Annotated in this window: 17 protein-coding genes; 7 read left to right on the forward strand and 10 right to left on the reverse strand. The window is 62.2% G+C overall.

Features of this window, described 5'->3' with window-relative positions; all coding sequences use genetic code 11:
• Window positions 1-32: 32 nt before the first annotated feature.
• The 7 genes from AC3DET_RS05395 to AC3DET_RS05425 all read left to right on the forward strand — a co-directional run bounded on the left by AC3DET_RS05395 (window position 33) and on the right by AC3DET_RS05425 (window position 5,535).
• Window positions 33-965 carry an ATP-grasp domain-containing protein gene (locus AC3DET_RS05395; protein ID WP_488390938.1) on the forward strand — a complete coding sequence of 311 codons (933 nt, stop codon included), beginning with the start codon at window positions 33-35 and terminating at the stop codon, window positions 963-965.
• Between the two features lie 76 nt (window positions 966-1,041).
• The gene (locus AC3DET_RS05400; RefSeq protein ID WP_337730609.1) at window positions 1,042-1,788 is read left to right on the forward strand and encodes an electron transfer flavoprotein subunit beta/FixA family protein; all 747 of its coding nucleotides are present in this window, start codon (window positions 1,042-1,044) and stop codon (window positions 1,786-1,788) included.
• The gene (locus tag AC3DET_RS05405) at window positions 1,788-2,729 is read left to right on the forward strand and encodes an electron transfer flavoprotein subunit alpha/FixB family protein (RefSeq protein WP_488390939.1); all 942 of its coding nucleotides are present in this window, start codon (window positions 1,788-1,790) and stop codon (window positions 2,727-2,729) included. The genes AC3DET_RS05400 and AC3DET_RS05405 overlap by 1 nt, the downstream gene beginning before the upstream one ends.
• A 61-nt stretch (window positions 2,730-2,790) precedes the next feature.
• Window positions 2,791-3,234, forward strand: a complete 444-nt coding sequence (locus tag AC3DET_RS05410) for a hypothetical protein (protein WP_488390940.1) — start codon at window positions 2,791-2,793, stop codon at window positions 3,232-3,234.
• Window positions 3,235-3,499: 265 nt separating this feature from the next.
• Window positions 3,500-4,171, forward strand: a complete 672-nt coding sequence (locus AC3DET_RS05415; protein WP_488390941.1) for an NAD-dependent epimerase/dehydratase family protein — start codon at window positions 3,500-3,502, stop codon at window positions 4,169-4,171.
• Window positions 4,158-5,135: a glycosyltransferase family 2 protein gene (locus AC3DET_RS05420; RefSeq protein WP_488390942.1), complete on the forward strand. Its 978-nt coding sequence runs from the start codon at window positions 4,158-4,160 to the stop codon at window positions 5,133-5,135. Before AC3DET_RS05415 ends, AC3DET_RS05420 begins: the two co-directional genes overlap by 14 nt.
• Window positions 5,116-5,535, forward strand: coding sequence for a GtrA family protein (locus AC3DET_RS05425; protein WP_488390943.1), 420 nt, complete (start codon window positions 5,116-5,118; stop codon window positions 5,533-5,535). The genes AC3DET_RS05420 and AC3DET_RS05425 overlap by 20 nt, the downstream gene beginning before the upstream one ends.
• Before the next feature lie 18 nt (window positions 5,536-5,553).
• On the opposite strand, the gene AC3DET_RS05430 is transcribed toward AC3DET_RS05425, so the two are convergent.
• From AC3DET_RS05430 to AC3DET_RS05475, 10 genes are all read right to left on the reverse strand, one after another.
• The gene (locus AC3DET_RS05430; protein WP_488390944.1) at window positions 5,554-8,007 is read right to left on the reverse strand and encodes a hypothetical protein; all 2,454 of its coding nucleotides are present in this window, start codon (window positions 8,005-8,007) and stop codon (window positions 5,554-5,556) included.
• A gap of 15 nt (window positions 8,008-8,022) precedes the next feature.
• Window positions 8,023-8,922: a class I SAM-dependent methyltransferase gene (locus AC3DET_RS05435; RefSeq protein WP_488390945.1), complete on the reverse strand. Its 900-nt coding sequence runs from the start codon at window positions 8,920-8,922 to the stop codon at window positions 8,023-8,025.
• A gap of 44 nt (window positions 8,923-8,966) precedes the next feature.
• The gene (locus AC3DET_RS05440) at window positions 8,967-9,770 is read right to left on the reverse strand and encodes a methyltransferase domain-containing protein (RefSeq protein ID WP_488390946.1); all 804 of its coding nucleotides are present in this window, start codon (window positions 9,768-9,770) and stop codon (window positions 8,967-8,969) included.
• Window positions 9,771-9,861: 91 nt separating this feature from the next.
• Entirely contained in the window at window positions 9,862-10,467 is a 606-nt protein-coding gene (locus AC3DET_RS05445) for a D-glycero-alpha-D-manno-heptose-1,7-bisphosphate 7-phosphatase (RefSeq protein ID WP_488390947.1), read from the reverse strand.
• Window positions 10,464-11,159 (reverse strand): nucleotidyltransferase family protein, encoded by a 696-nt coding sequence (locus tag AC3DET_RS05450; protein ID WP_192200203.1) that lies wholly within the window; start codon window positions 11,157-11,159, stop codon window positions 10,464-10,466. Before AC3DET_RS05450 ends, AC3DET_RS05445 begins: the two co-directional genes overlap by 4 nt.
• On the reverse strand, window positions 11,149-11,748 hold the full coding sequence (locus AC3DET_RS05455; protein ID WP_488390948.1) for a D-sedoheptulose-7-phosphate isomerase: 600 nt from the start codon (window positions 11,746-11,748) through the stop codon (window positions 11,149-11,151). The genes AC3DET_RS05450 and AC3DET_RS05455 overlap by 11 nt, the downstream gene beginning before the upstream one ends.
• Window positions 11,733-12,764 carry a GHMP family kinase ATP-binding protein gene (locus tag AC3DET_RS05460; protein ID WP_488390949.1) on the reverse strand — a complete coding sequence of 344 codons (1,032 nt, stop codon included), beginning with the start codon at window positions 12,762-12,764 and terminating at the stop codon, window positions 11,733-11,735. The genes AC3DET_RS05455 and AC3DET_RS05460 overlap by 16 nt, the downstream gene beginning before the upstream one ends.
• Window positions 12,761-16,540 carry a methyltransferase domain-containing protein gene (locus AC3DET_RS05465; protein WP_488390950.1) on the reverse strand — a complete coding sequence of 1,260 codons (3,780 nt, stop codon included), beginning with the start codon at window positions 16,538-16,540 and terminating at the stop codon, window positions 12,761-12,763. Before AC3DET_RS05465 ends, AC3DET_RS05460 begins: the two co-directional genes overlap by 4 nt.
• Complete coding sequence (locus tag AC3DET_RS05470; protein WP_488390951.1) at window positions 16,540-17,889, reverse strand: ABC transporter ATP-binding protein; 1,350 nt, start codon at window positions 17,887-17,889, stop codon at window positions 16,540-16,542. The genes AC3DET_RS05465 and AC3DET_RS05470 overlap by 1 nt, the downstream gene beginning before the upstream one ends.
• The gene (locus AC3DET_RS05475) at window positions 17,879-18,691 is read right to left on the reverse strand and encodes an ABC transporter permease (RefSeq protein WP_488390952.1); all 813 of its coding nucleotides are present in this window, start codon (window positions 18,689-18,691) and stop codon (window positions 17,879-17,881) included. Before AC3DET_RS05475 ends, AC3DET_RS05470 begins: the two co-directional genes overlap by 11 nt.
• Window positions 18,692-18,701 lie beyond the last annotated feature (10 nt).

The following is an 18,701-nucleotide window of genomic DNA, read 5'->3' on the forward strand; positions in this document are numbered from 1 at the left end:
CCGGCACCGGACGTGCGCGTACACTTGCCCGCATGAAGACCCTAGCGCTTGTCACCGCTGTCGCCGCGACCGGCCACGACGATGATCTCGTCCCGCTGCTCGAAGCCTGCGCCGATGCAGGTTTCCACCCGCGCGCCGTGGCCTGGGACGACCCTACCGTGAACTGGGCGCGCTTCGACGCGGTCCTGCTGCGTTCGCCCTGGGACTATACCGAGCGACTGCCCGGGTTCCTGGCCTGGTGCGAGCACGTGGACCGGGTCACGCACCTGATGAATCCGTTGAATGTCGTGCGCTGGAACACCGACAAGCATTACCTCGCGGACCTGGCGACCGTCGGCATCCCGACCGTCCCCACCCACTTCGTCGAACCCGATGCCGAACCCATGGAAGCGCTCTCAGCCTTCCTGGAGGCATTCGACTGCCCGGAGTTCGTCGTCAAACCGGCCGTCAGTGCTGGCGCCCGGGATACCCATCGCTACGCGCGCGACCAGCAGTTCGCGGCCGGCAACCATGTCGCGCGCCTGCTCGACCAGGAGCGGAGCGTGATGTTGCAGCCCTACATCGCCTCGGTGGATGAGCAGGGTGAAACCGCGCTGCTCTACTTCGGCGGGCGTTTCAGTCACGCGGCCCGCAAGGGCGCCCAGTTGGCAGCCGGCGAAGGCGCGCGCCAGGCGCCGATGGCGTTGGGCGACATCCTGCCGGGCAAGGCCACCCAGGCCGAGGAAGCGCTGGCCGAACGGGTGCTCGCCGCCACGGCGCGCCTGCGCCAACTGGACACACCGCTGTCTTATGCACGCATCGACCTGCTGATCGACGCCGAAGGCCAGCCCCGCCTGCTTGAGCTGGAACTGACCGAACCCTCGCTGTTCTTCGCCCAGGCGCCCGGCAGCGCGGCACGTTTTGCCGGTGTTCTGGCGGAACATCTGGCGGACGGCACCGTACGGGCTCGCATGGCCCCCGCCTGACGGCTAAAATCCCAAGTCTGCCCTCGGCCAGCCGCCGCGGCCGGGCCTCACCGTCGCATACAGGAATTCCCGCAGGATGAAGATTCTCGTCGCCTACAAGCGCGTGGTGGACTACAACGTCCGCATCCAGGTCAAGCCGGACGGCTCCGGCGTGGTCACTGACGGCGTCAAGCTGTCCCCCAATCCCTTCGACGAGATCGCGCTGGAAGAGGCCCTGCGCCTGCGCGACAAGGGCATCGCCACCGAGGTCGTGGTCGCCACCATCGCCCCCGCCGACGCCCAGGCCCACCTGCGCAACGGTCTGGCCATGGGCGCCAACCGCGCCGTCCACGTGGTCACCGACCAGGCCATCCAGCCGCTGACCGCCGCCCGCACGCTGCTGAAGCTGGTCGAGAAGGAATCGCCGGACCTGGTCATCCTCGGCAAGCAGGCCATCGACGACGACGCCAACCAGACCGGCCAGATGCTGGCCACGCTGTGGGGTCGCCCACAGGCGACCTTCGCCGGCAAGCTCGACATCGCCGACGGCAAGGCCACGGTGGTGCGTGAAGTCGACGCAGGCCTGGAGACGCTGGACGTCGACCTGCCGGCAGTGGTCACCACTGACCTGCGCCTCAACGAGCCGCGCTTCATCAAGTTGCCCGACATCATGAAGGCGAAGAGCAAGCCGCTGGAAACGCTGCAGCTGGCCGACCTCGGCGTCGAATCCGCCGACACCCACAAGACCACGCACTACGCCCCGCCGGCCAAGCGCAGCAAGGGTGTCATGGTGAAGGACGCGGCCGAGCTGGTCGCCGCACTCAAGCAGAAGGGGTTGCTGTAATGGCCAAGGTTCTCGTCATCGCCGAACACCTGGACGGCAAGCTCAACGCCTCCACCGCCAAGACCGTCAGCGCCGCCGCCGCCGTGAAGGCCGATGCCATCGACGTGGTCGTGTTGGCCGCCGACCCCACGGCCGTCGCCGCCGAAGCCGCGCAGATCGCCGGCGTCGCCAAGGTGCTGGCCGTCGCCAACGCCGCCAACGCGAATGCCATCGCACAGGTACTGGCCCCGCAGATCGCGAAGCTCGCCGCAGGCTACACGCACGTGTTCGCCCCATCGACCACGTTCGGCAAGGACCTGCTGCCCTGCGTCGCCGCCCTCCTCGGCGTCAACCAGGTCTCCGACCTGATGGCCGTGGAAGGCCCGCACACCTTCAAGCGCCCGATCTACGCTGGCAATGCGATCATCACCGTCGAGACCCCGGCCGACCAGACCGTCGTCGCCACCGTGCGTACGGCCTCGTGGCCGGAAGCCGCCAAGGGTGGAAGCGCAACGGTCGAAGCCGCCAGGGCGGATGCGGTCCTGCCGACGCATACGCGTTATGTCGGCCTCGCCGCCGGCAAGTCCGACCGCCCCGACCTGCAGAGCGCCAAGCGCGTCGTCTCCGGTGGTCGCGGCGTGGGCTCGGCCGAGAACTTCAAGGTGATCTACGCCCTGGCCGACAAGCTGGGCGCCGCCGTCGGCGCCTCGCGTGCCGCGGTCGATGCCGGCTACGTGCCGAACGAACTGCAGGTCGGCCAGACCGGCAAGATCATCGCCCCCGAGCTGTACGTGGCTGTCGGCATCTCCGGCGCCATCCAGCACCTGACCGGCATCAAGGACGCAGGCACCATCGTGGCGATCAACAAGGACGGCGAAGCGCCGATCTTCGAAATCGCCGACATTGGACTCGTTGGCGATCTGTTCCAGTTGCTGCCCGATCTGGAAAGCGCCCTCGGCTAGATGGACCGGGGCTGCTCGAATCTCTACCCTTCGCCTCAATGGCTTTCAAGGACCTACTGACATGAAGCTCCAACTCTCGCTAGTTCTGATCGCGACACTGGCCGTTTCCGCATGCAGCAAGCCGGCGGAAGCCCCTTCTGCGGACCCGCAGTCCGCCGTGCCACCAGCGGCGACGCCGGCAACGGACCCCAGTGCGACTGGACCTGCGCCGCTCGCTCTCGATCCTACTTTCTCGATCGATCCGCCCAGCATGGCAGACTGCAACAACGTCGTCGGAACCGTACGATGGGATGTACGTTCCAAGCATCCGACAACGAGCGACGTCGAGATCATGGTCGGGCCCGAGGACGCGACTGCGACACTCTTCGCCGCTGGCGGCGCCTTCGGCGAGGCCCAGACCGGTCAGTGGACGGCGCCTGGCGCGATCTTCAGGCTGCGCGACAAGGCGTCGGGCGCCGAATTGGCGCGCACGACGGTCGCCGGACCCGATTGCCCCGCCAATTGACGGCTGAGCCGCGAGCGCACCGTCAACGGTCGCATCGTCGGCTCTTTCCGCCCAACAGAGTTTGGTACCTTGGCTGCAGAAGCCATCGACGCGCCTCGACGGGCGCGTTGATGCCACATGGTCGCTGCACCGGCGGGCGCACCCTCGGCCCAACAGGGAGCGCAAGGCGTTGTGCAGCCGCCATGGAACGCACGCACACCTCCGATGGAGTTCATAGTTTGATGTCCGCAACCGTGCCGCTGTCGCCATGATCGTAGGAAGGGGAATGCTGGCGCGCAGTTTCGCGGAGCGCTATGCCAACAAGGATCACTTGCTGATCTTCGCCTCCGGCGTGTCCAACTCTGCGGAGTCGGATCCGAGCGAGTTCGGACGCGAGCGGAGAGCGCTTGAGGCCGAACTCGCCAAGGGCTATCGCCGCAGCGTCTACTTCGGGAGCTGCGGGGTGGCCGATCGCGTCGGCAACGACACGCCGTACATGAATCACAAGCGTGCGATGGAGTCGATAGTGCAATCGACCCGCGGCGGCCTGGTACTTCGCCTGCCCCAAGTCGTAGGACGCACCGACAATCCCAACACGCTTACCAACTTTCTGCGTGACAGGATCCTATCGGGCGAATCCTTTCAAGTCTGGTCGCGGGCCGAGCGCAACCTCATCGACATTGACGATGTCGTAGCGATAGCGTCCGCGATGATCGAATGCGAGGAGCAGATCCCGGCGGTGGTCAACATCGCCGCAGAGAGGTCCGTCCCCATGCCCGCGATCGTAGCGATATTTGAGGAAGCGCTCGGCCGGAAGGCAAATTTCGACCTGAAAGACCAGGGCACTCCTTTCCCCATCGAATCGGCCTACGCGAACAGGGTGGGACGCGAGCTCGGCATCGACTTGGGCTCAAACTACGCCGAGCGGGTGATCAGGAAGTACTATGGACAAGAGTAAGCAGATTGACGTTTCAGTGGTCATTCCGGTCTACGGCAGCGCGAGCATACTGCCCCAACTGGTGGCGCGCCTCCAGGAAGTCCTGGAACCTGCGTTCGGTCACAGCGGCTACGAAGCGGTGCTCGTGCACGACTGCGGCCCCGACAACAGCTGGCACGTCATAGAAGGATTGGCCAAGGAACGGCCATGGCTCGTCGGCATCGATCTGCGCAAGAACGCCGGACAGCACAACGCGATCATGGCCGGACTGGGCGTCGCGCGCGGACGGCACATCGTCACCATGGACGACGACCTGCAACATGATCCGGCGGATGTTTCCCGCATCGTCGACAAGCTTCGGGAAGGTTTCGATCTGTGCTACGTGCAATTCGAGCGGCGCCAGCACGTGCTTTGGAAGCGCGCGGGCAGTTGGTTCAACGATTTCGTCGCCAGGCGCCTGTTGAAGAAACCCAAGGGACTGTATCTGTCGCCCTTCCGTGGCATGCTCGACGAAGTTCGCGACGAAGTCCTGCGCTACGAAGGACCATTCGTCTATGTGGATGGGCTTCTCTTGCAGAGCACTTCCAGTATCGCAACCATTTCGGCACGCCACCATTCGCGCAGCGATGGGCAGTCGGGATACAGCCTGAAGAAGTCCGTTTCGCTTTGGATGCAGATGGCGACGAGCTTCTCCGTCGCTCCTCTGAGATTCGTTTCGATCGCTGGAATCTGTGCGTCTTTCATCGGATTCCTGCTTGCGATCGTGGTCATAGTCAAGAAGCTGTCGACTCCAGACTTGGCTGTGGGCTGGGCGTCGCTGATTATTGCGGTCCTGATGATGGGGGGGCTGCAGCTGCTGGGCCTCGGTGCGATCGGAGAGTACACAGGGCGCGTCCTGCTCAGTCTCAACCGGCGACCGCAATACCTCATCCGCCGTTCCGTGAACGTGGACGCACGCGTGTCGGATGATCAGGTCGTTAGCTAGACTGCTGGCCGACGACGGGCTGATGGGGAGGGCGATTCGTTTCGCACTCGTCGGTGGCGTCAGCACGCTTGCGCATGCGCTCCTCACGCACTTGGCGGTTAGCCGGTGGCAGATGGCACCTGCGATGGCGACCGTAGTCGGCTACCTGCTGGCTATTCCACTCAACTTCCTGTTGCAGCGGACTTTCACCTTCCGGTCCGGCCAGTCGCTACGTCACGAACTGCCGAAGTATCTTCTGGTGCATGGCCTCAACATCGGCGGGTCTTTCCTGATCATGTACCTGATCGCCGACGTCGCTGGTGCCGACTACAGGTGGGGAATCCTGGCAAACATGGTGGTGGTGCCCGCCATGGTTTTCACGGCCATGAACGTTTGGGTCTTTCGACGCGCACGGAGTTAGAATCTCGGCCTGTCCAGGTCAATCGCAGGACGGTTCCGTGCGTAGCCTCGCGAGGATCGCGCCCCCGCGGCCGCGGCGGAAGATGAATTCGCCTCCGGCAGGCATCCAGGCACCTGTCGTCATCGATCCCGAGCCGCCAGCTTCCGCCCACAGTTTTGCGGGCTCTCCTGGCCCTTTCACTTCGATCGCCAGAGGCCCTGGGCTGCCGCTCCAGGTGACGGTGGCCACGCCGTTTGCACGCTGCGCACAGAACGTCTTTGCATCCAGTATCAACCGAACCGTGCCCCCGCCGTCGAGCGATGTCATCGTGCCTTGAGTCGGCGCCAGCTTCCAGACCACGTAACGATCGTCTTCATACGCGATCGATGCACTTCCATCGGCGGAGCGTTGCTCCATGGCGACTCGCACCAAGTCAGGCGCGTATCCCGGAGCGACGTTCTTCGGCATGAGCAGGTACTGGATGCCGGCTTGGTCGAGATAGGCACCAAAGCTTTGAGATGAGGCCAGAATCGAAGGATTCTGCCATCCGAATCCTTCGATGGGCTCGTACTGCACCGGCAACCACCAGCCTACGGGCATGCTGGTATCGACCCCTGCCGGCTCCACACCGACCACGCGGGTACCTGGCGACATTCCCGCGAAGAATCGGTCCACGCCTCGCAATCCCGCTGCAGCCACATTCGCCTCGCGCCTCTGCGCCAGCTCGAATGGCAGCCGCTTTATATCCAGATCGAAAGGGCGTGTACCAGGCCCCCAAGAACCCGTGACGAATGAAATCGCCGCACCCGCGACGGCAAGCCATGCAAGCAGCAACACCAGCAAGCAGCGACGCGCCCCGTCCGTCATTCCCTCTGCGACAGCGAGCCCCCAGAGTCCTAGCGCTATCAGAGGAACAATGAAGTAGTTACCGTCTCCTGCTGGCACCAGGAATTTGTAGCCGAACATCATCGCGAAAAAGCTCAGCCCGAGTGAAAGCAACATGAGCATCGCGCCACTACGGCCGCGCAGGAACGGCTGGCGTCCTCCCAGCAACAGGACAGCGATGGGTACGAACAACCAGAAGTTGGCTGTCCAGGTGATCAACAAATGTGGGTACTGCGCAGGCTGGAACAGGATGCCCCACAATCCATCCAGTAGCGGGAGGCGCCCCCCCTCGCTGGGCGGCAGCAGACCGGCGGGTTCGTGCAACTGCATGCCAGCCATCAACTGCAGCTTGACCACTGGATCCGGCGCGATGAGCATCAACCCGGAAATCAGCACATTGCGTGCGAACACGGCAGAGGTGAGCGCAACCATTCCCGCAGCCAGGACGATTCCCGGAACGTGCATAAGTCCCACACCCCGACGTTGAATGACGCTCCAGGTCAGCATCAATGTCAGCAGCGCTGCGTAAGGCAGGTTGGCCAACCGCGATAACACGCCTAACGCGATGCTGGTGACGCCGACCCAAAACCAGAGGCCACCGTGCCCGTTTCTGTAGCGAAGGATCGCAAGGATGCAGACCATTAGCATCCATGCCGAAAACGCGTCGCCCTTCGCGGTAATGGCGATGTTGGCCAGGGCGGGCAAGGTCGCGAGCAAGACGCCGCCCCACAGCCGTAGCGTGCGGCCGACGCCAAGGTTTCGTAGCACCTCCACGACCGTAAGGACGAGTAAACCCCAGCTCGCAACTCCCAACCCGAACACCAGCGAAGTACTGCCCAGGCCAGAGAAGGGCAGCCCAAGCGACTCATAAAGCTTGGGATAGTGATGGACTACGGCGACCAGCCCTTGGGACTGGAAAAGACTGCCGCCGCCAACAAGTACCTCATCGGCCTGCAAGCCGTACCACATGGAATCGTAGTCGATCGCCACGGACGCTTTCGCGAACATTGCGAGGCAGAACGCCGCCAGCAGGCCGACGGCCGCCCGATCCAACCAGTTTCGCGGTTGCAGCGCCGTCGCGGCAATGGTCGCCAAGCGTTTGCCCCGATAGACGGCCAGCGCCACCCCCAGTACCGCGACCGTAAGCAAGCGGATACCCGGCAGCGAGGACATGCCTATCGCAGCGGTCGCCCACAGGATCAGCGCCCAGCAGACCACGCCCAGCACGCCTGCAACCACCGGATCATCGGATGCCGTCGACTGAGGGAACATCCGCTCCAGTGCGGCTTGCGCTAGCCGACCCAGGGCAAATATCCCTTCCAGGTACAAGTAGACGGCCAGAATAGCCAAGTCTATGCCATGCCTGCGCGCGTAGAACTCGGCCGCCAGGGCGGCCAACAACCAACCTAGCGGCGCGCGGCGCAAACCCAGGGCAAGCGTGAATAGGAGCGAGAGCACAACGACTTCGGCCCCGCCCTGCCAAGCGGCCGGCTGCGCGACGTGCCACATGAAGGGACCATCCACCAGGAGCGAACGGATGGGCAGCCAAACACAAACCGCCGCACAAACAATTGCCAATGCGAAACGGCCGACCATCAATGTCTTCATGTGGAAGTGCGTCGATTACTTGAACGCTACGAGCGTCCAAAGGTGATCCATCATACCCATGCCCGGATGCCAAGGAAGCGTCATGCCGGCATGGAAGAAACCGCATTCTCTCACGACTTCCAGCAAATCCCAGCCGAAATGGTAGAAGCAAAGGATGCCAGCCCCATCCACCGGATCGCCGTGATACTCGGGCGTCACAAAATGATGTATCTCACCAGAACCGTCCACGCGAGCGCGGACGAGCGTGGTGGCATAGGAGAATACGAAAGGCACGGTAACAACCAGCATGCCCCCTGGACGCAGTACCCGAGCAAACTCCGCCAGAGCCGCACGATAATCCGGCACATGTTCAAGTACATCAAAGCTCGCAACACAGTCCAGCGATTCATTCCCGAAGGTCAGTCCGGTCACGTCTTCCACCCGGATATCACCCTCGCCGCCAAGGTCGCGAAAGTACTGCTGCAACTTCCGCTCGGAATCTTGATCCCTTACGTACTCACTTCCGATCGCGGAGCGCGCGTTGCGCTGCAACCAAACGAACGGTCGCGATGCCTGCTCGGTGAGATACACGCCGGAGGTCTGTAGGTCCATCCGGTTTCTTATCAGTTCCAAGGCCCCGCGCACGCGTGCGTTGATGCCGCAACGGGTGCACACCAGGTCTTCCCTCAGGCTGATCGAAGCCGGCTCGTCTTGCCGGGCCACCGAGAACTCCGACGCTTCGCCGCAGAGTCCGCACCAACCAACCCAGCATTGGGTGCGTACCAGCGCCCTGAACTCCTGCTCCATCCTCCAGCGGGCATCGTATACGGATCGTTCGCATTCCAGTCGGCGCTCCCAGTCTGCCTGAGACGTAAAGACCGGGACGCGCACTCCACCAGCGACTTGCGAAATCATCAGATCCGGAAAAGCCGACATGCACGCCCCCTTTATGACATGGTCAACGAAAACTCGATGGTCTTTCAGTAAGCGCGCGCACTCTCTCGTCCGAGGATCTGCATGACCGTCCCCATGCGACTGTCGGCGAGCAGGGCGAGGTTCGCCGACGGAGCCGACCAGATCCTGTCGCCGATCGCAATCTCCTGACCCACCTCGCCAAGTGGCCGCTCGATGACAAACGCCCACGACTTGCCGGGCACCGGGTGCACTACGAAGCCCTCGACAGCGAAAATTCGCTGGGCAGCCTTCACCGACCAACAAGTGATATGGCCACGCCCGTAAGGATCCAGGTAACCCGGATCTTCGCATCGCACGTAGTCGGTCAGCCCGGTGTTGAACATGAACAGCGAACCTGGAACAGACGCTACCCGCATCGCGGCAGCGAGACCGCGGGCCATCTGCGGCGTAAGGTGCTCCAGCACCTCGATGCAGACACCGCACTCGAACGTGAGCCCGAGATCCTTCAGGTCCGCACAGTGGTAGTTCGGGTGCTTTGACCGTTCCTCTTCCCGAGGCGGGAATTTCTCTACGCCGAATAGCTTGTCAGCATGATCCGGCAAGTACAGCGACAGTGCCTCCAGCAGAATCCCCGGGCCAGTGCCAACATCGATGAATCGCTGTATTGGCACCCGACAGTACAGGATCGCCTCGGCGCAGCGCGCCAGGGATGACCCGTAGGAGCGATCGCGCGCGGAGGCGAGTTCGTTCTGCCAATACTCTTCATCGTAACGGCGCAACGGCTCGCCGCGGTCGACCCTTTCGAGCAGAGAGGGGTCGGCGAAGATGAAGTCGCAGACCCTGCACTCGAAATAGAGGACGTGATCCACGATGGTGAATTCACTCGCCTCATCCTGGCATAGCGGACAGGCTCGACGAGTTGCCATTGGTAACATGATCGTGCTTCTCCTAACTATCGTTCTAAGGACAATAACTCTTGAGATCGTCCAATACATCACTCAGTCGCCACACCGGTAGTACTGGAGCCAACGAGGGCTCCGCGGCGCCGACGACCTTATACAGGCGTCGAAGTCCTGCCGCTCGACCAGCTGCGATATCGCTTCCTTTATCCCCCACCAATGCCGATGCCGCCAAGTCTGACGCGAACCTCCGCTGCGCTTCAATCAACATGCCCGGCGCCGGCTTTCGGCAGGGACACTCGACCCTGAGAGGACCCAGGCCAGCCTCGGGATGGTGCGGGCAATATATAGTTGCGGTAAGCCGTATTCCGTGCTGGCGAAAGGCCTGATGCACCCACGAGGTGTAGTCGAGGAACTGCGCTTCGGAGTAGTACCCGCGTGCGATACCCGCTTGGTTGGTCACCACAAGCAGTCGATAGCCCAACTGCTGAGCGCCGCGGCACAGGTCGAATATGCCGTCCACCCACTCGGTGTCGCTCGGTGTGGAGACGTAACCGTGATCCACGTTTATGACTCCATCTCGGTCGAGAAACAAAGCAGGGCTCTGCTCGAACAAGACAGGCTCCTCGGGATCAACGAACACACCCGGATGCGGGGCGGCGATCATGGCTCCGCCCCGAACAGCGACTGTGAGCGCAGGTAGTCCTCAGGAACGCCGATATCGATGAAACCGTCGGTGTCGGTCATCCCGACCACCAGGCCCGCCTCGGCGCGCGGCGCCAGGACGTCCGATTCGAACGAAAAGCTACCAGCGGGCAGGGCGCGCAGCGTCTCATCCGGCAGGTAATAACAGCCGGCGTTGATCCAGCCAGGCCCCATGGCGCCCTTCTCGTGGAAGCGGCGCACATGTGCGCCTTCCAGCCCAACCGCGCCATACCGGCACACGTCGTCTACCCGCGCCAGCGCCATGCCGATGCTCCCATGCTCGCGGGCAAGTGCTTCCAGCTCAGTCAGCGTGTAGTCCAGATAGGTATCACCGTTAATCACGTGGACACCGAAGTCGCCCACGTGCTCCGCGGCCAGTGCAATGGCCCCCCCGGTACCCAGGGGTTGCGTTTCGACCGAGTGCACCAGCTCGAGATCACCGAACCTGCCGCCGAACACTTGCTCGATCTTCTCCGCCATGTAGCCGGTCGCTAGAACGACGCGACGCATCCCTTCACGCTCGAGGCGGCGCAGGATCCACTCCAGAAAGGGGCGCCCGGCGACCGGCGCCATCGGCTTGGGCACCTCGCTTACCAGTGTGCGCAGCCGGGTCCCGAACCCTCCCGCCAGCACGATGGCCTCGTCACTGCGCATTTTTCGGGAACATTTCCTGTTCAATCAGGGCGCAAACGATGTGGCCGATGAACTCATGACCCTCCTGGATGCGCGGTGTTTCCATCGAAGGAACGCGGAAGCAGATGTCGCTCAGGTCTGCAAGCTTGCCGCCCCCCTCGCCGGTCAATCCGATGGTACGCACCCCCTTCTCCCGCGCGGCCTGGCATGCCCTCAGGATGTTGGGTGAGTTCCCCGAAGTGGAGATTGCGAAGAACACATCGCCATCCCGGCCCAGCGCCTCCAACTGTCGGGCGAACGTGTAGTCATAACCATAGTCGTTGCCGATCGCGGTCAACGCACTCGTATCGGTGGTCAGGGCGATGGCAGGCAGGCCCGGGCGATCATAGTAGAAGCGACTCACCAGCTCCCCCGCCCAATGCTGCGCATCCGCGGCGCTTCCGCCATTTCCGGCGAACAGGATTTTCCCGCCACTACGGAGGGAAGCAACGCAGAGCGCGACGGCATCGATGATCTGCCGCTCAATGATGGCGCTTTCCGCCATGCGCCGGAAATTCTCCTGGACCTTGCCGAACTCCGCTTGGATGTATCCGTTCAATTGACCTTCCACGAACATGCTCCTGAACTTGAGAAATGCGCATCGAGAACCTGCCCGCCTGCGTCCGCCAAAGCGCGAACGAGATTGACCCGTTCGACCGGATCACAGACGAACATCATGAATCCCCCCCCGCCCGCACCGGACACCTTAGCCGCATGCGCACCGTTGCGAAATGCCAGCGCTTCCAGCTCATCGATCATGGGATTGGAGATGCTGTTGGCCATGCGCTTCTTGGCCTCCCAACCGGCCTGCATGACGCGGGCGAATCGTTTGATATCGCCCAACAGTACGGCCTCTTTCATCTGAACCGCCTCATCCTTCAACTGGAACATCGCCTGAAGAGAATCGCTCCGTCCCTCGCGTGCGTTCTTGGCTTGCTCGTCGATGATGGCCGCCGATGAGCGAGATACGCCGGTGAAGTAAAGCACCAAACTGCTTTCAAGCTCCGTCCAAACCCAATCCTTGATCCTCAACGGATTGACGATCACGCGATCGGCGGCATAGAACTCCATGAAGTTGAATCCGCCGAACGCAGCTGCGTACTGATCCTGCTTTCCACCGGTCAGAGCCAGATCCTGCCGCTCGATGACGAAAGCCAGGTGTGCCACCTCGTACTCGCCGAACGGCAGGCCGAAATACTCCGCAAAAGCCCTGACAAGCGCTACGACCATCGTGGAGGACGACCCCAGGCCAGAACCCGGTGGGGCATCCGAGGACGTGCGCACACGAAGGCCGGGGTATCTGTCTCCCAGATAGTCGCGACAGATCCGGTTATAGACACCTGCCATCAGCTGGGTGGCTCCCGCGCTACCTTCGATGGCGGCCCCAGCATCCCATTGCCCTGACTGCCCGGCGTCGACGGCATGAAACTCCACCCGACCCGAAGGCGACGCATCGATCGTGGCGTAGGCGTACTTGTCAATGGTCACATTCATGACGCAGCCACCATGCTCGTCGCTGAACGGCGATACGTCGGTGCCTCCTCCGGCCAAGCCCAAACGCAAGGGCGCGCGCGCACGAACGATCAACTGATCTCTCCTTCCATGAAACGGCCTACCTGAGCCTGTAGAGCGTGTCGCGAGAACAAACTCGCGGCGAACTCAGCGCCGGAGCGCGAGTAGGCGAGCCACCTTCGATCATCTTCCAGAAGGCCGGTGATGAAGCCGGCGATCGTGCGGGCATCATCCGCTACGTCGCAGACGCGGGCCACGCCATCAAGGCCTTGGGTGCCGGTCGTGGTCGTCACCAGCGGCAATCCTTGCTGCAAGGCTTCGACTACCTTGTTCTTTATGCCGGCGCCGTACCGCAGCGGTACGACCGCTACCCGCGATCGCCTGTAATAGCTGCGCAGCGTCTCATCATCCACGTAACCCGTGACGCGGACATTATCACTTTGCAACGCTTGGACCTCTTGGGTCGGATTCGCGCCAACCAGGTGCACGACGACCTCACGATCCGTTCTCCAGACCAAAGGCATGATTTCGTTGACGAGCCAGTAAGCAGCATCGACGTTGGGCGGATGGCCGAATCCTGCCACGAACAGAATGTCCTTACGTGCTTCCGGCAAAGCGTCCCTGCTGAACGAATCGAACGCATAGGGACTGACCGTGCGCGCGCTTGCAGTAGGCTCCAAGCTCTTCACGTCATCGACCTCGTCCTGGGATGGATAGAGCACCAGGTCGACTTGCCGCCAGATCGCCCGCTCCTGCTCTTCCATGCGACGCGCGTCGTCGTCGGCGTCCACGCGGCCCTTGACCTCGTTCTCGCGAATCATGCGACGGAAGTGCAGGTCGTGCCCGTAGTAGACAAGGCGCGCTTGGGAATGCTTGCGGATCGGCGCGATGTACGGAAGCGAGATATGCGGTCGCGACAGGAGGACGAGATCGATATCGCGGCCGAACTCGGCAACATACCGGTCAAAAGCGCCATACCAGCGCTCACCGTAGATGACCTCGACACCGAGCGCCTGTAGCTTCGGCGCGTACTGGGAGTCGTACCACAGGTTGTCCGGCCAGAACTTCACGACCCAGCCTTGCGCCACCATCGCTTCCATGAACGCCACCATGGTGCGCGATCCTGCATCTCTGTCCGGCTGCGGGATGTAGTGGTCGACGACGAGCACGACTTTCCGCGCCCAGGCCCGGTCGCGGGCGCGCAATACGTTCTCCGCATTCGGGTAGTGCGCTTCCAGGGTCTCGCACCAGCGCTCCAAGAACTTGGCCTGGTTGATCACTTGGTACGCCTTGCCTCCACTGCCCGTGTCGGTTCCGTGCGAAATTCCCTCGTGATGGATGACGACGGAGAGAGGCGTGTAGTAGACCGGCTTGCCGGCGGCTCGGAGTCGGAAGGCGAGATCAGAATCCTCGCAATACGCGGGCACGTAGTGCTCATCGAACCCGCCCAGAGCCGAGAAATCTTCAGCACGCAACAGAATGCTGGCGCCTGAACAGTAGTCGACCTCACGCACGTAGTTGAACTCATGCGCCGCAGGATCCTGTAGGCGCCCGTAGTTCCAGGCCGAGCCATCGCGCCAGATTATCCCGCCGGCTTCCTGGAGGCGGCCATCCGGGTACACGAGTTTGGAGCCGGCCATGCCTGCGCCCGGATACTGGCGGAATACGTCAAGCAGGGCATCCAGCCATCCACCCGTGACTTCGGTATCGTTGTTGAGGAAGTAGACGAACTGGCCGCGTGCGCGTTGGGCCGCCGCGTTGCACGAACGCAGGAACCCCAGATTCTCGGGATTGACGTAGTACACCAGTCCAGGAATGGACTCCAGCTCTTCCATCTCGGTGTCGCCGGACGCATCCTCGGCCACGATGATCTCCACCGGCACGGAGGGCATGTGGCTGGCGATCGAACGCAAGCAGGCGAGCGTGTACGGAAAATTCCCGTATGTCGGGATGATGATGGATACGATGGGCGCCACGACCTCGGGGAATGCCAATCCTCCCAGTGCGTCGACGCCCTCGCCGGCAATGGCGTCGATCTGCAATGTGGCAGGCAGGGGAACGACAGCGCTGTCCGGCTTCTGGCGCATCAACCAACGCTTTGCGGGCACCCGCAGGAACGACAGCCAGCGCGAGCGCGACAGGCGCGTTCCTCGCAGGGACGTGAGGATGGTCGCCCACTCTCCGCGAAGAACTCGCCCCATCATGCGCAATGGCTTGGTCATGCGCCACGACTTCGAGCCAATGAGCTGCTGCAACTGCGACCTCAGTTCGACCACTTCCCGCATATGGGCGTCGTGCTGCGCACGAGCGCTTGCCTCATGCATATGGGTGCTCGCGATCAGCGCGGCCTCCATTCGCTGGGCGGCCTCCCGCCTCAGCTCCGCCTCACGCTCCGCCATGTCCTGCTCCTGCGTCTTCAACGTCACCCTCAGCTCATCGCACTGGTCCTGCAGCTCCAGCAACGCCTTCACCTGGTCTTCCAATCGTTCGCGCATCGCTTCCAGCTCGGCCTTGAGTTGACCGACCTGCGCCCGCTCAATCCCGAGCTCATCCCGGGCAACGGACAACTCCTGGGAAAGCACTTTTTCACGAGAGTTCAACGAAGCCAGCTCGGCATCGGCGCTCTCCAGCGCCAACGCCTGCTGTTCCCGCTCGGTGACTAGCGCTGCGATCCGTTGTTGGTGTTCCTCGACCTCACCGCCCAAGCGGCGGACATGCTCGCCGGCCGAGGTCAGCTCCGCATCGAGGCGTTGTGCCCATATCGTCCGTTCGGTTACGGTCGCATCGAGCTCGTGCAGCACGCCTCTCGCCCGCTCCATCTCCAGATGGAGCGATTGAGCCCATTTCTGGGATGCCTCGAAATCGTCGATCTTCGAGCGCAGGAGACCCCCAAGTCGCACCACTTCCTTATCCTGATCCTGCGCCCAGCGGGTGCGCTCATCGACCATGGCCCGCAGTTCCGTCGCGATCTCCCGAAGCTGGCTCACTTCCGTATCGAGCGACCGCGCCCATTCCTGGCTTGCCGCGTGCTCTTCCAGCTTCAACCTGACCATCTCACCGAGTCGCTGGATCTCCTGATCCTGACCCTCGGCCCATGCTGCGATCTGGCGATGGCGTTCGTACAAATCCTCGTGCTCGGAAAAGAGTACGGAAGCAGGCCGCTGGGCTGAAGCAAGGTCTGCATTGCTCGCCAGCGCGATGAAGTAGACCGGATTGGTCATCTTCATCACCCGCGGCGAAACTTCGGTCTCTTCATCCGTCAGAGCTTCATAAAGGAGCCCGTCACCCGCGCGGGTCACCGGAACGATGGCCGACCCCACTGCGAGCCTATGGCCAAAATACTCGACGTGCGCAAACTGCCGCCGAAGCAGTGCGTCCAGCTCATTCCATTGCAGTTCCTTCACATGGAATTCGTTGTGCAGGCCTGAAAGCTCGGAGTACACCTCTTTGTTGGGCGAAGAGATCACGAGCATGCCATCCGGCCGAAGGACACGACCGATCTCGGCCAGCATCTGCTCCTGATCGAGCAGGTGCTCGATGGTCTCGAACGACACCACGACATCAAAACTCGCGTCAGCCAAGGGCAACTCGGATGCCGAGCCTTCCATGAAGGAAAGATTGGACTGCGGATAGGTGGCTCTGGCGTGCTCGATTGCCTCGGGCGAAATATCTACACCGACCACCGAAGCAGCAGTCTTCGCAAGCATGGCGCTGCCGTAGCCGGCGCCACTGGCCACATCCAAGACGGCCTTGCCCGCGACCAGGGGCGCGACCCAGGCGTAACGATGGAAATGCTCATGACGGATCTCACCTCCTTCGGTGGGAACATACCGCTCGCCCGTGAACTCCATCAGGCACCCGCCTTGGAGACATCGATCCGCAGCATGGGGATGCCGACCAGCCCATTTCGCATGGTGTTGTCGGTGGTCTTGATCTGCAATGCGTCGTGCACCCAATGATGTTGCGTATGGTCTTCTTGCGTTCCCGACGCCACCGCGACATCGAACATGTAGGTCCCGGCCGGCAGGGTCGGCATGCGGAACTGGAACGTGGCGTCGAGAGCTTCACCCGCCGCACCTCCAACGGGAGCATTCATGGTCGTCAGGTGGGTGTTGTCGCCGAACAGTCGTTGCCCCAAGCGATCCTTCAGGTAGAACCCCACGATCAGGTCGTCCAGCGACCTGATGAGCTCCGTCGAGATCCGCAAACTCACCAGTTCGCCCCCATGCAGAACGTGCAGCGGCGCGCCCAGTTCGTCGCGCAACTCCACATGGCGGATCAGCGCATCACCCGCACCGAACTCCATCCCGGTCGCTTCGGGGTCGAACTCGAACAGCTCGAATCGCGTCTTCAAGCCGAGCTCGCGCATCAGCTCATGACGCACGTCCTGCTCCCGCATCGGCGTTGCGGCCTTTCGCTCGATGTTCACGACTTCGCCCTGCAGCGCGTGCCGCGAACTGGCGTGCTGCTGCGCCAGATACGATTCCACCACCTCCCGCGATGCGCCCTCCATTTGCAAACGGCCGCCCTCCAACCAGATGGCGCGATTACACAAATTGGTTACCGCCGCCGAGTCGTGACTGACGAAAAGCAGCGTCCCCCTCTTCTGGAATTCGCGAAGGAAGCGCATGCACTTCTGCGCGAAGAACGCATCACCCACGGAGAGCGCCTCGTCCACGATAAGGATGTCGGCATCCACATGGGCGATGACGGAGAACGCGAGGCGAACAGCCATCCCGCTCGAGTAGCTTCGGACGGGTTGATCGATGAACTCGCCGATATCGGCGAACGCGAGAATACTTTGCAGGCGCTCTTCGACTTGCTCCCGGGAAAGACCGAGGATCGCGGCATTCAGAAAGACATTCTCCCTGCCGGTGAAATCAGGATTGAACCCGCTTCCCAGCTCCAACAGGGCGGCCACCTTGCCATTCACTACGACCTCGCCTTCGGTTGGCGTCAGCGTCCCCGCAATCATCTGGAGCAACGTGGATTTGCCCGAGCCGTTGCGACCTATGATGCCGAAGGTCTCACCCCTCTTGATCTCCATGTCCAGGCCACGGAGGGCCCAGAAATCCCGCGCGTATCGGCGGGTCCTCAGAAGGCCCTGCATCAGACGATGCACCGGCTTCTCGTACATCTGGTAGCACTTGCCCAACCCGCGGACAGTGATGGCCGCCTCCGGCGGTAGCTCAGAGGACATCGGCAAACCCCTTACGCAGCTTCTGGAACAACGTGAACGACAGCAACGAGAACGCCGACGCGCAAACCATGTAGATCGTCCATACGGTCCAATCGGGCCCTTTGCCCCAGATGACCACATTGCGTGCTTGGTCGATGATGAACGTGAGGGGGTTGGCGTAGAACACCCACCGGAAGTTTTCCGGGAGACTCTCGACCGGCACGATGGCAGAAGAAAGGAAGAGCATCGCAGTCGCGAGCACGCCTACAACCTGTCCAATGTCCCTGAGGTAAACGCCCAGTGCGGCGATCATCCAGCTGGTGCCGATCGTCAGCACGAACAAGGGGAGGAGTACGACCGGAAGCAGGGGCGTGGTCGCGTGCATCTGCTGATGCAAGAAAAATTTCATCAACAGCAGAACCACTACGTTCATCGCCAGGTGGAACAAAGCCGCCAATGCCATGCTCCAGGGAAGGATCTGCAGTGGGAAGAGCACTCGCTTGACGTAGTTCGTATTGGAAAGAACGAGCTGAGGTGAACGCGTCAGACATTCGGCGAAGAATCCGTGGACGATAAGCCCGACGAACAATATGAGAGTGAAATCCAGCGTACTTCCGGAAGTGCCCGGCCATCGGCCCTTGAGGATGTACCCGAATGCCAGCGTGTACACCATCAGCATCAGGAATGGGCTTATGAGAGACCAGAGCAAGCCGAAGGTGGCGCCTCGGTAACGACCGAGGATTTCGCGTTTGACCAGCTCTTTGGTCAGCACGCGGTATCGGAAAAGAGCGTCGAGCGGCCTCCCGTCGTGCCACACATGCATGCCGTCAGTT

The organism is Pseudoxanthomonas sp. 97-1-1 (genome assembly GCF_057773125.1).

Coding starts and splice junctions, on each gene's coding strand:
- AC3DET_RS05405 (WP_488390939.1), top strand. CDS start 1,788: ATGGCCAAGGTTCTCGTCATCGCCGAACACCTGGACGGCAAGCTCAAC.
- AC3DET_RS05420 (WP_488390942.1), top strand. CDS start 4,158: ATGGACAAGAGTAAGCAGATTGACGTTTCAGTGGTCATTCCGGTCTAC.
- AC3DET_RS05410 (WP_488390940.1), top strand. CDS start 2,791: ATGAAGCTCCAACTCTCGCTAGTTCTGATCGCGACACTGGCCGTTTCC.
- AC3DET_RS05395 (WP_488390938.1), top strand. CDS start 33: ATGAAGACCCTAGCGCTTGTCACCGCTGTCGCCGCGACCGGCCACGAC.
- AC3DET_RS05470 (WP_488390951.1), bottom strand. CDS start 17,889: ATGTCCTCTGAGCTACCGCCGGAGGCGGCCATCACTGTCCGCGGGTTG.
- AC3DET_RS05445 (WP_488390947.1), bottom strand. CDS start 10,467: ATGATCGCCGCCCCGCATCCGGGTGTGTTCGTTGATCCCGAGGAGCCT.
- AC3DET_RS05400 (WP_337730609.1), top strand. CDS start 1,042: ATGAAGATTCTCGTCGCCTACAAGCGCGTGGTGGACTACAACGTCCGC.
- AC3DET_RS05475 (WP_488390952.1), bottom strand. CDS start 18,691: ATGCATGTGTGGCACGACGGGAGGCCGCTCGACGCTCTTTTCCGATAC.
- AC3DET_RS05425 (WP_488390943.1), top strand. CDS start 5,116: ATGATCAGGTCGTTAGCTAGACTGCTGGCCGACGACGGGCTGATGGGG.
- AC3DET_RS05415 (WP_488390941.1), top strand. CDS start 3,500: ATGCTGGCGCGCAGTTTCGCGGAGCGCTATGCCAACAAGGATCACTTG.
- AC3DET_RS05465 (WP_488390950.1), bottom strand. CDS start 16,540: ATGGAGTTCACGGGCGAGCGGTATGTTCCCACCGAAGGAGGTGAGATC.
- AC3DET_RS05435 (WP_488390945.1), bottom strand. CDS start 8,922: ATGTCGGCTTTTCCGGATCTGATGATTTCGCAAGTCGCTGGTGGAGTG.
- AC3DET_RS05450 (WP_192200203.1), bottom strand. CDS start 11,159: ATGCGCAGTGACGAGGCCATCGTGCTGGCGGGAGGGTTCGGGACCCGG.
- AC3DET_RS05430 (WP_488390944.1), bottom strand. CDS start 8,007: ATGAAGACATTGATGGTCGGCCGTTTCGCATTGGCAATTGTTTGTGCG.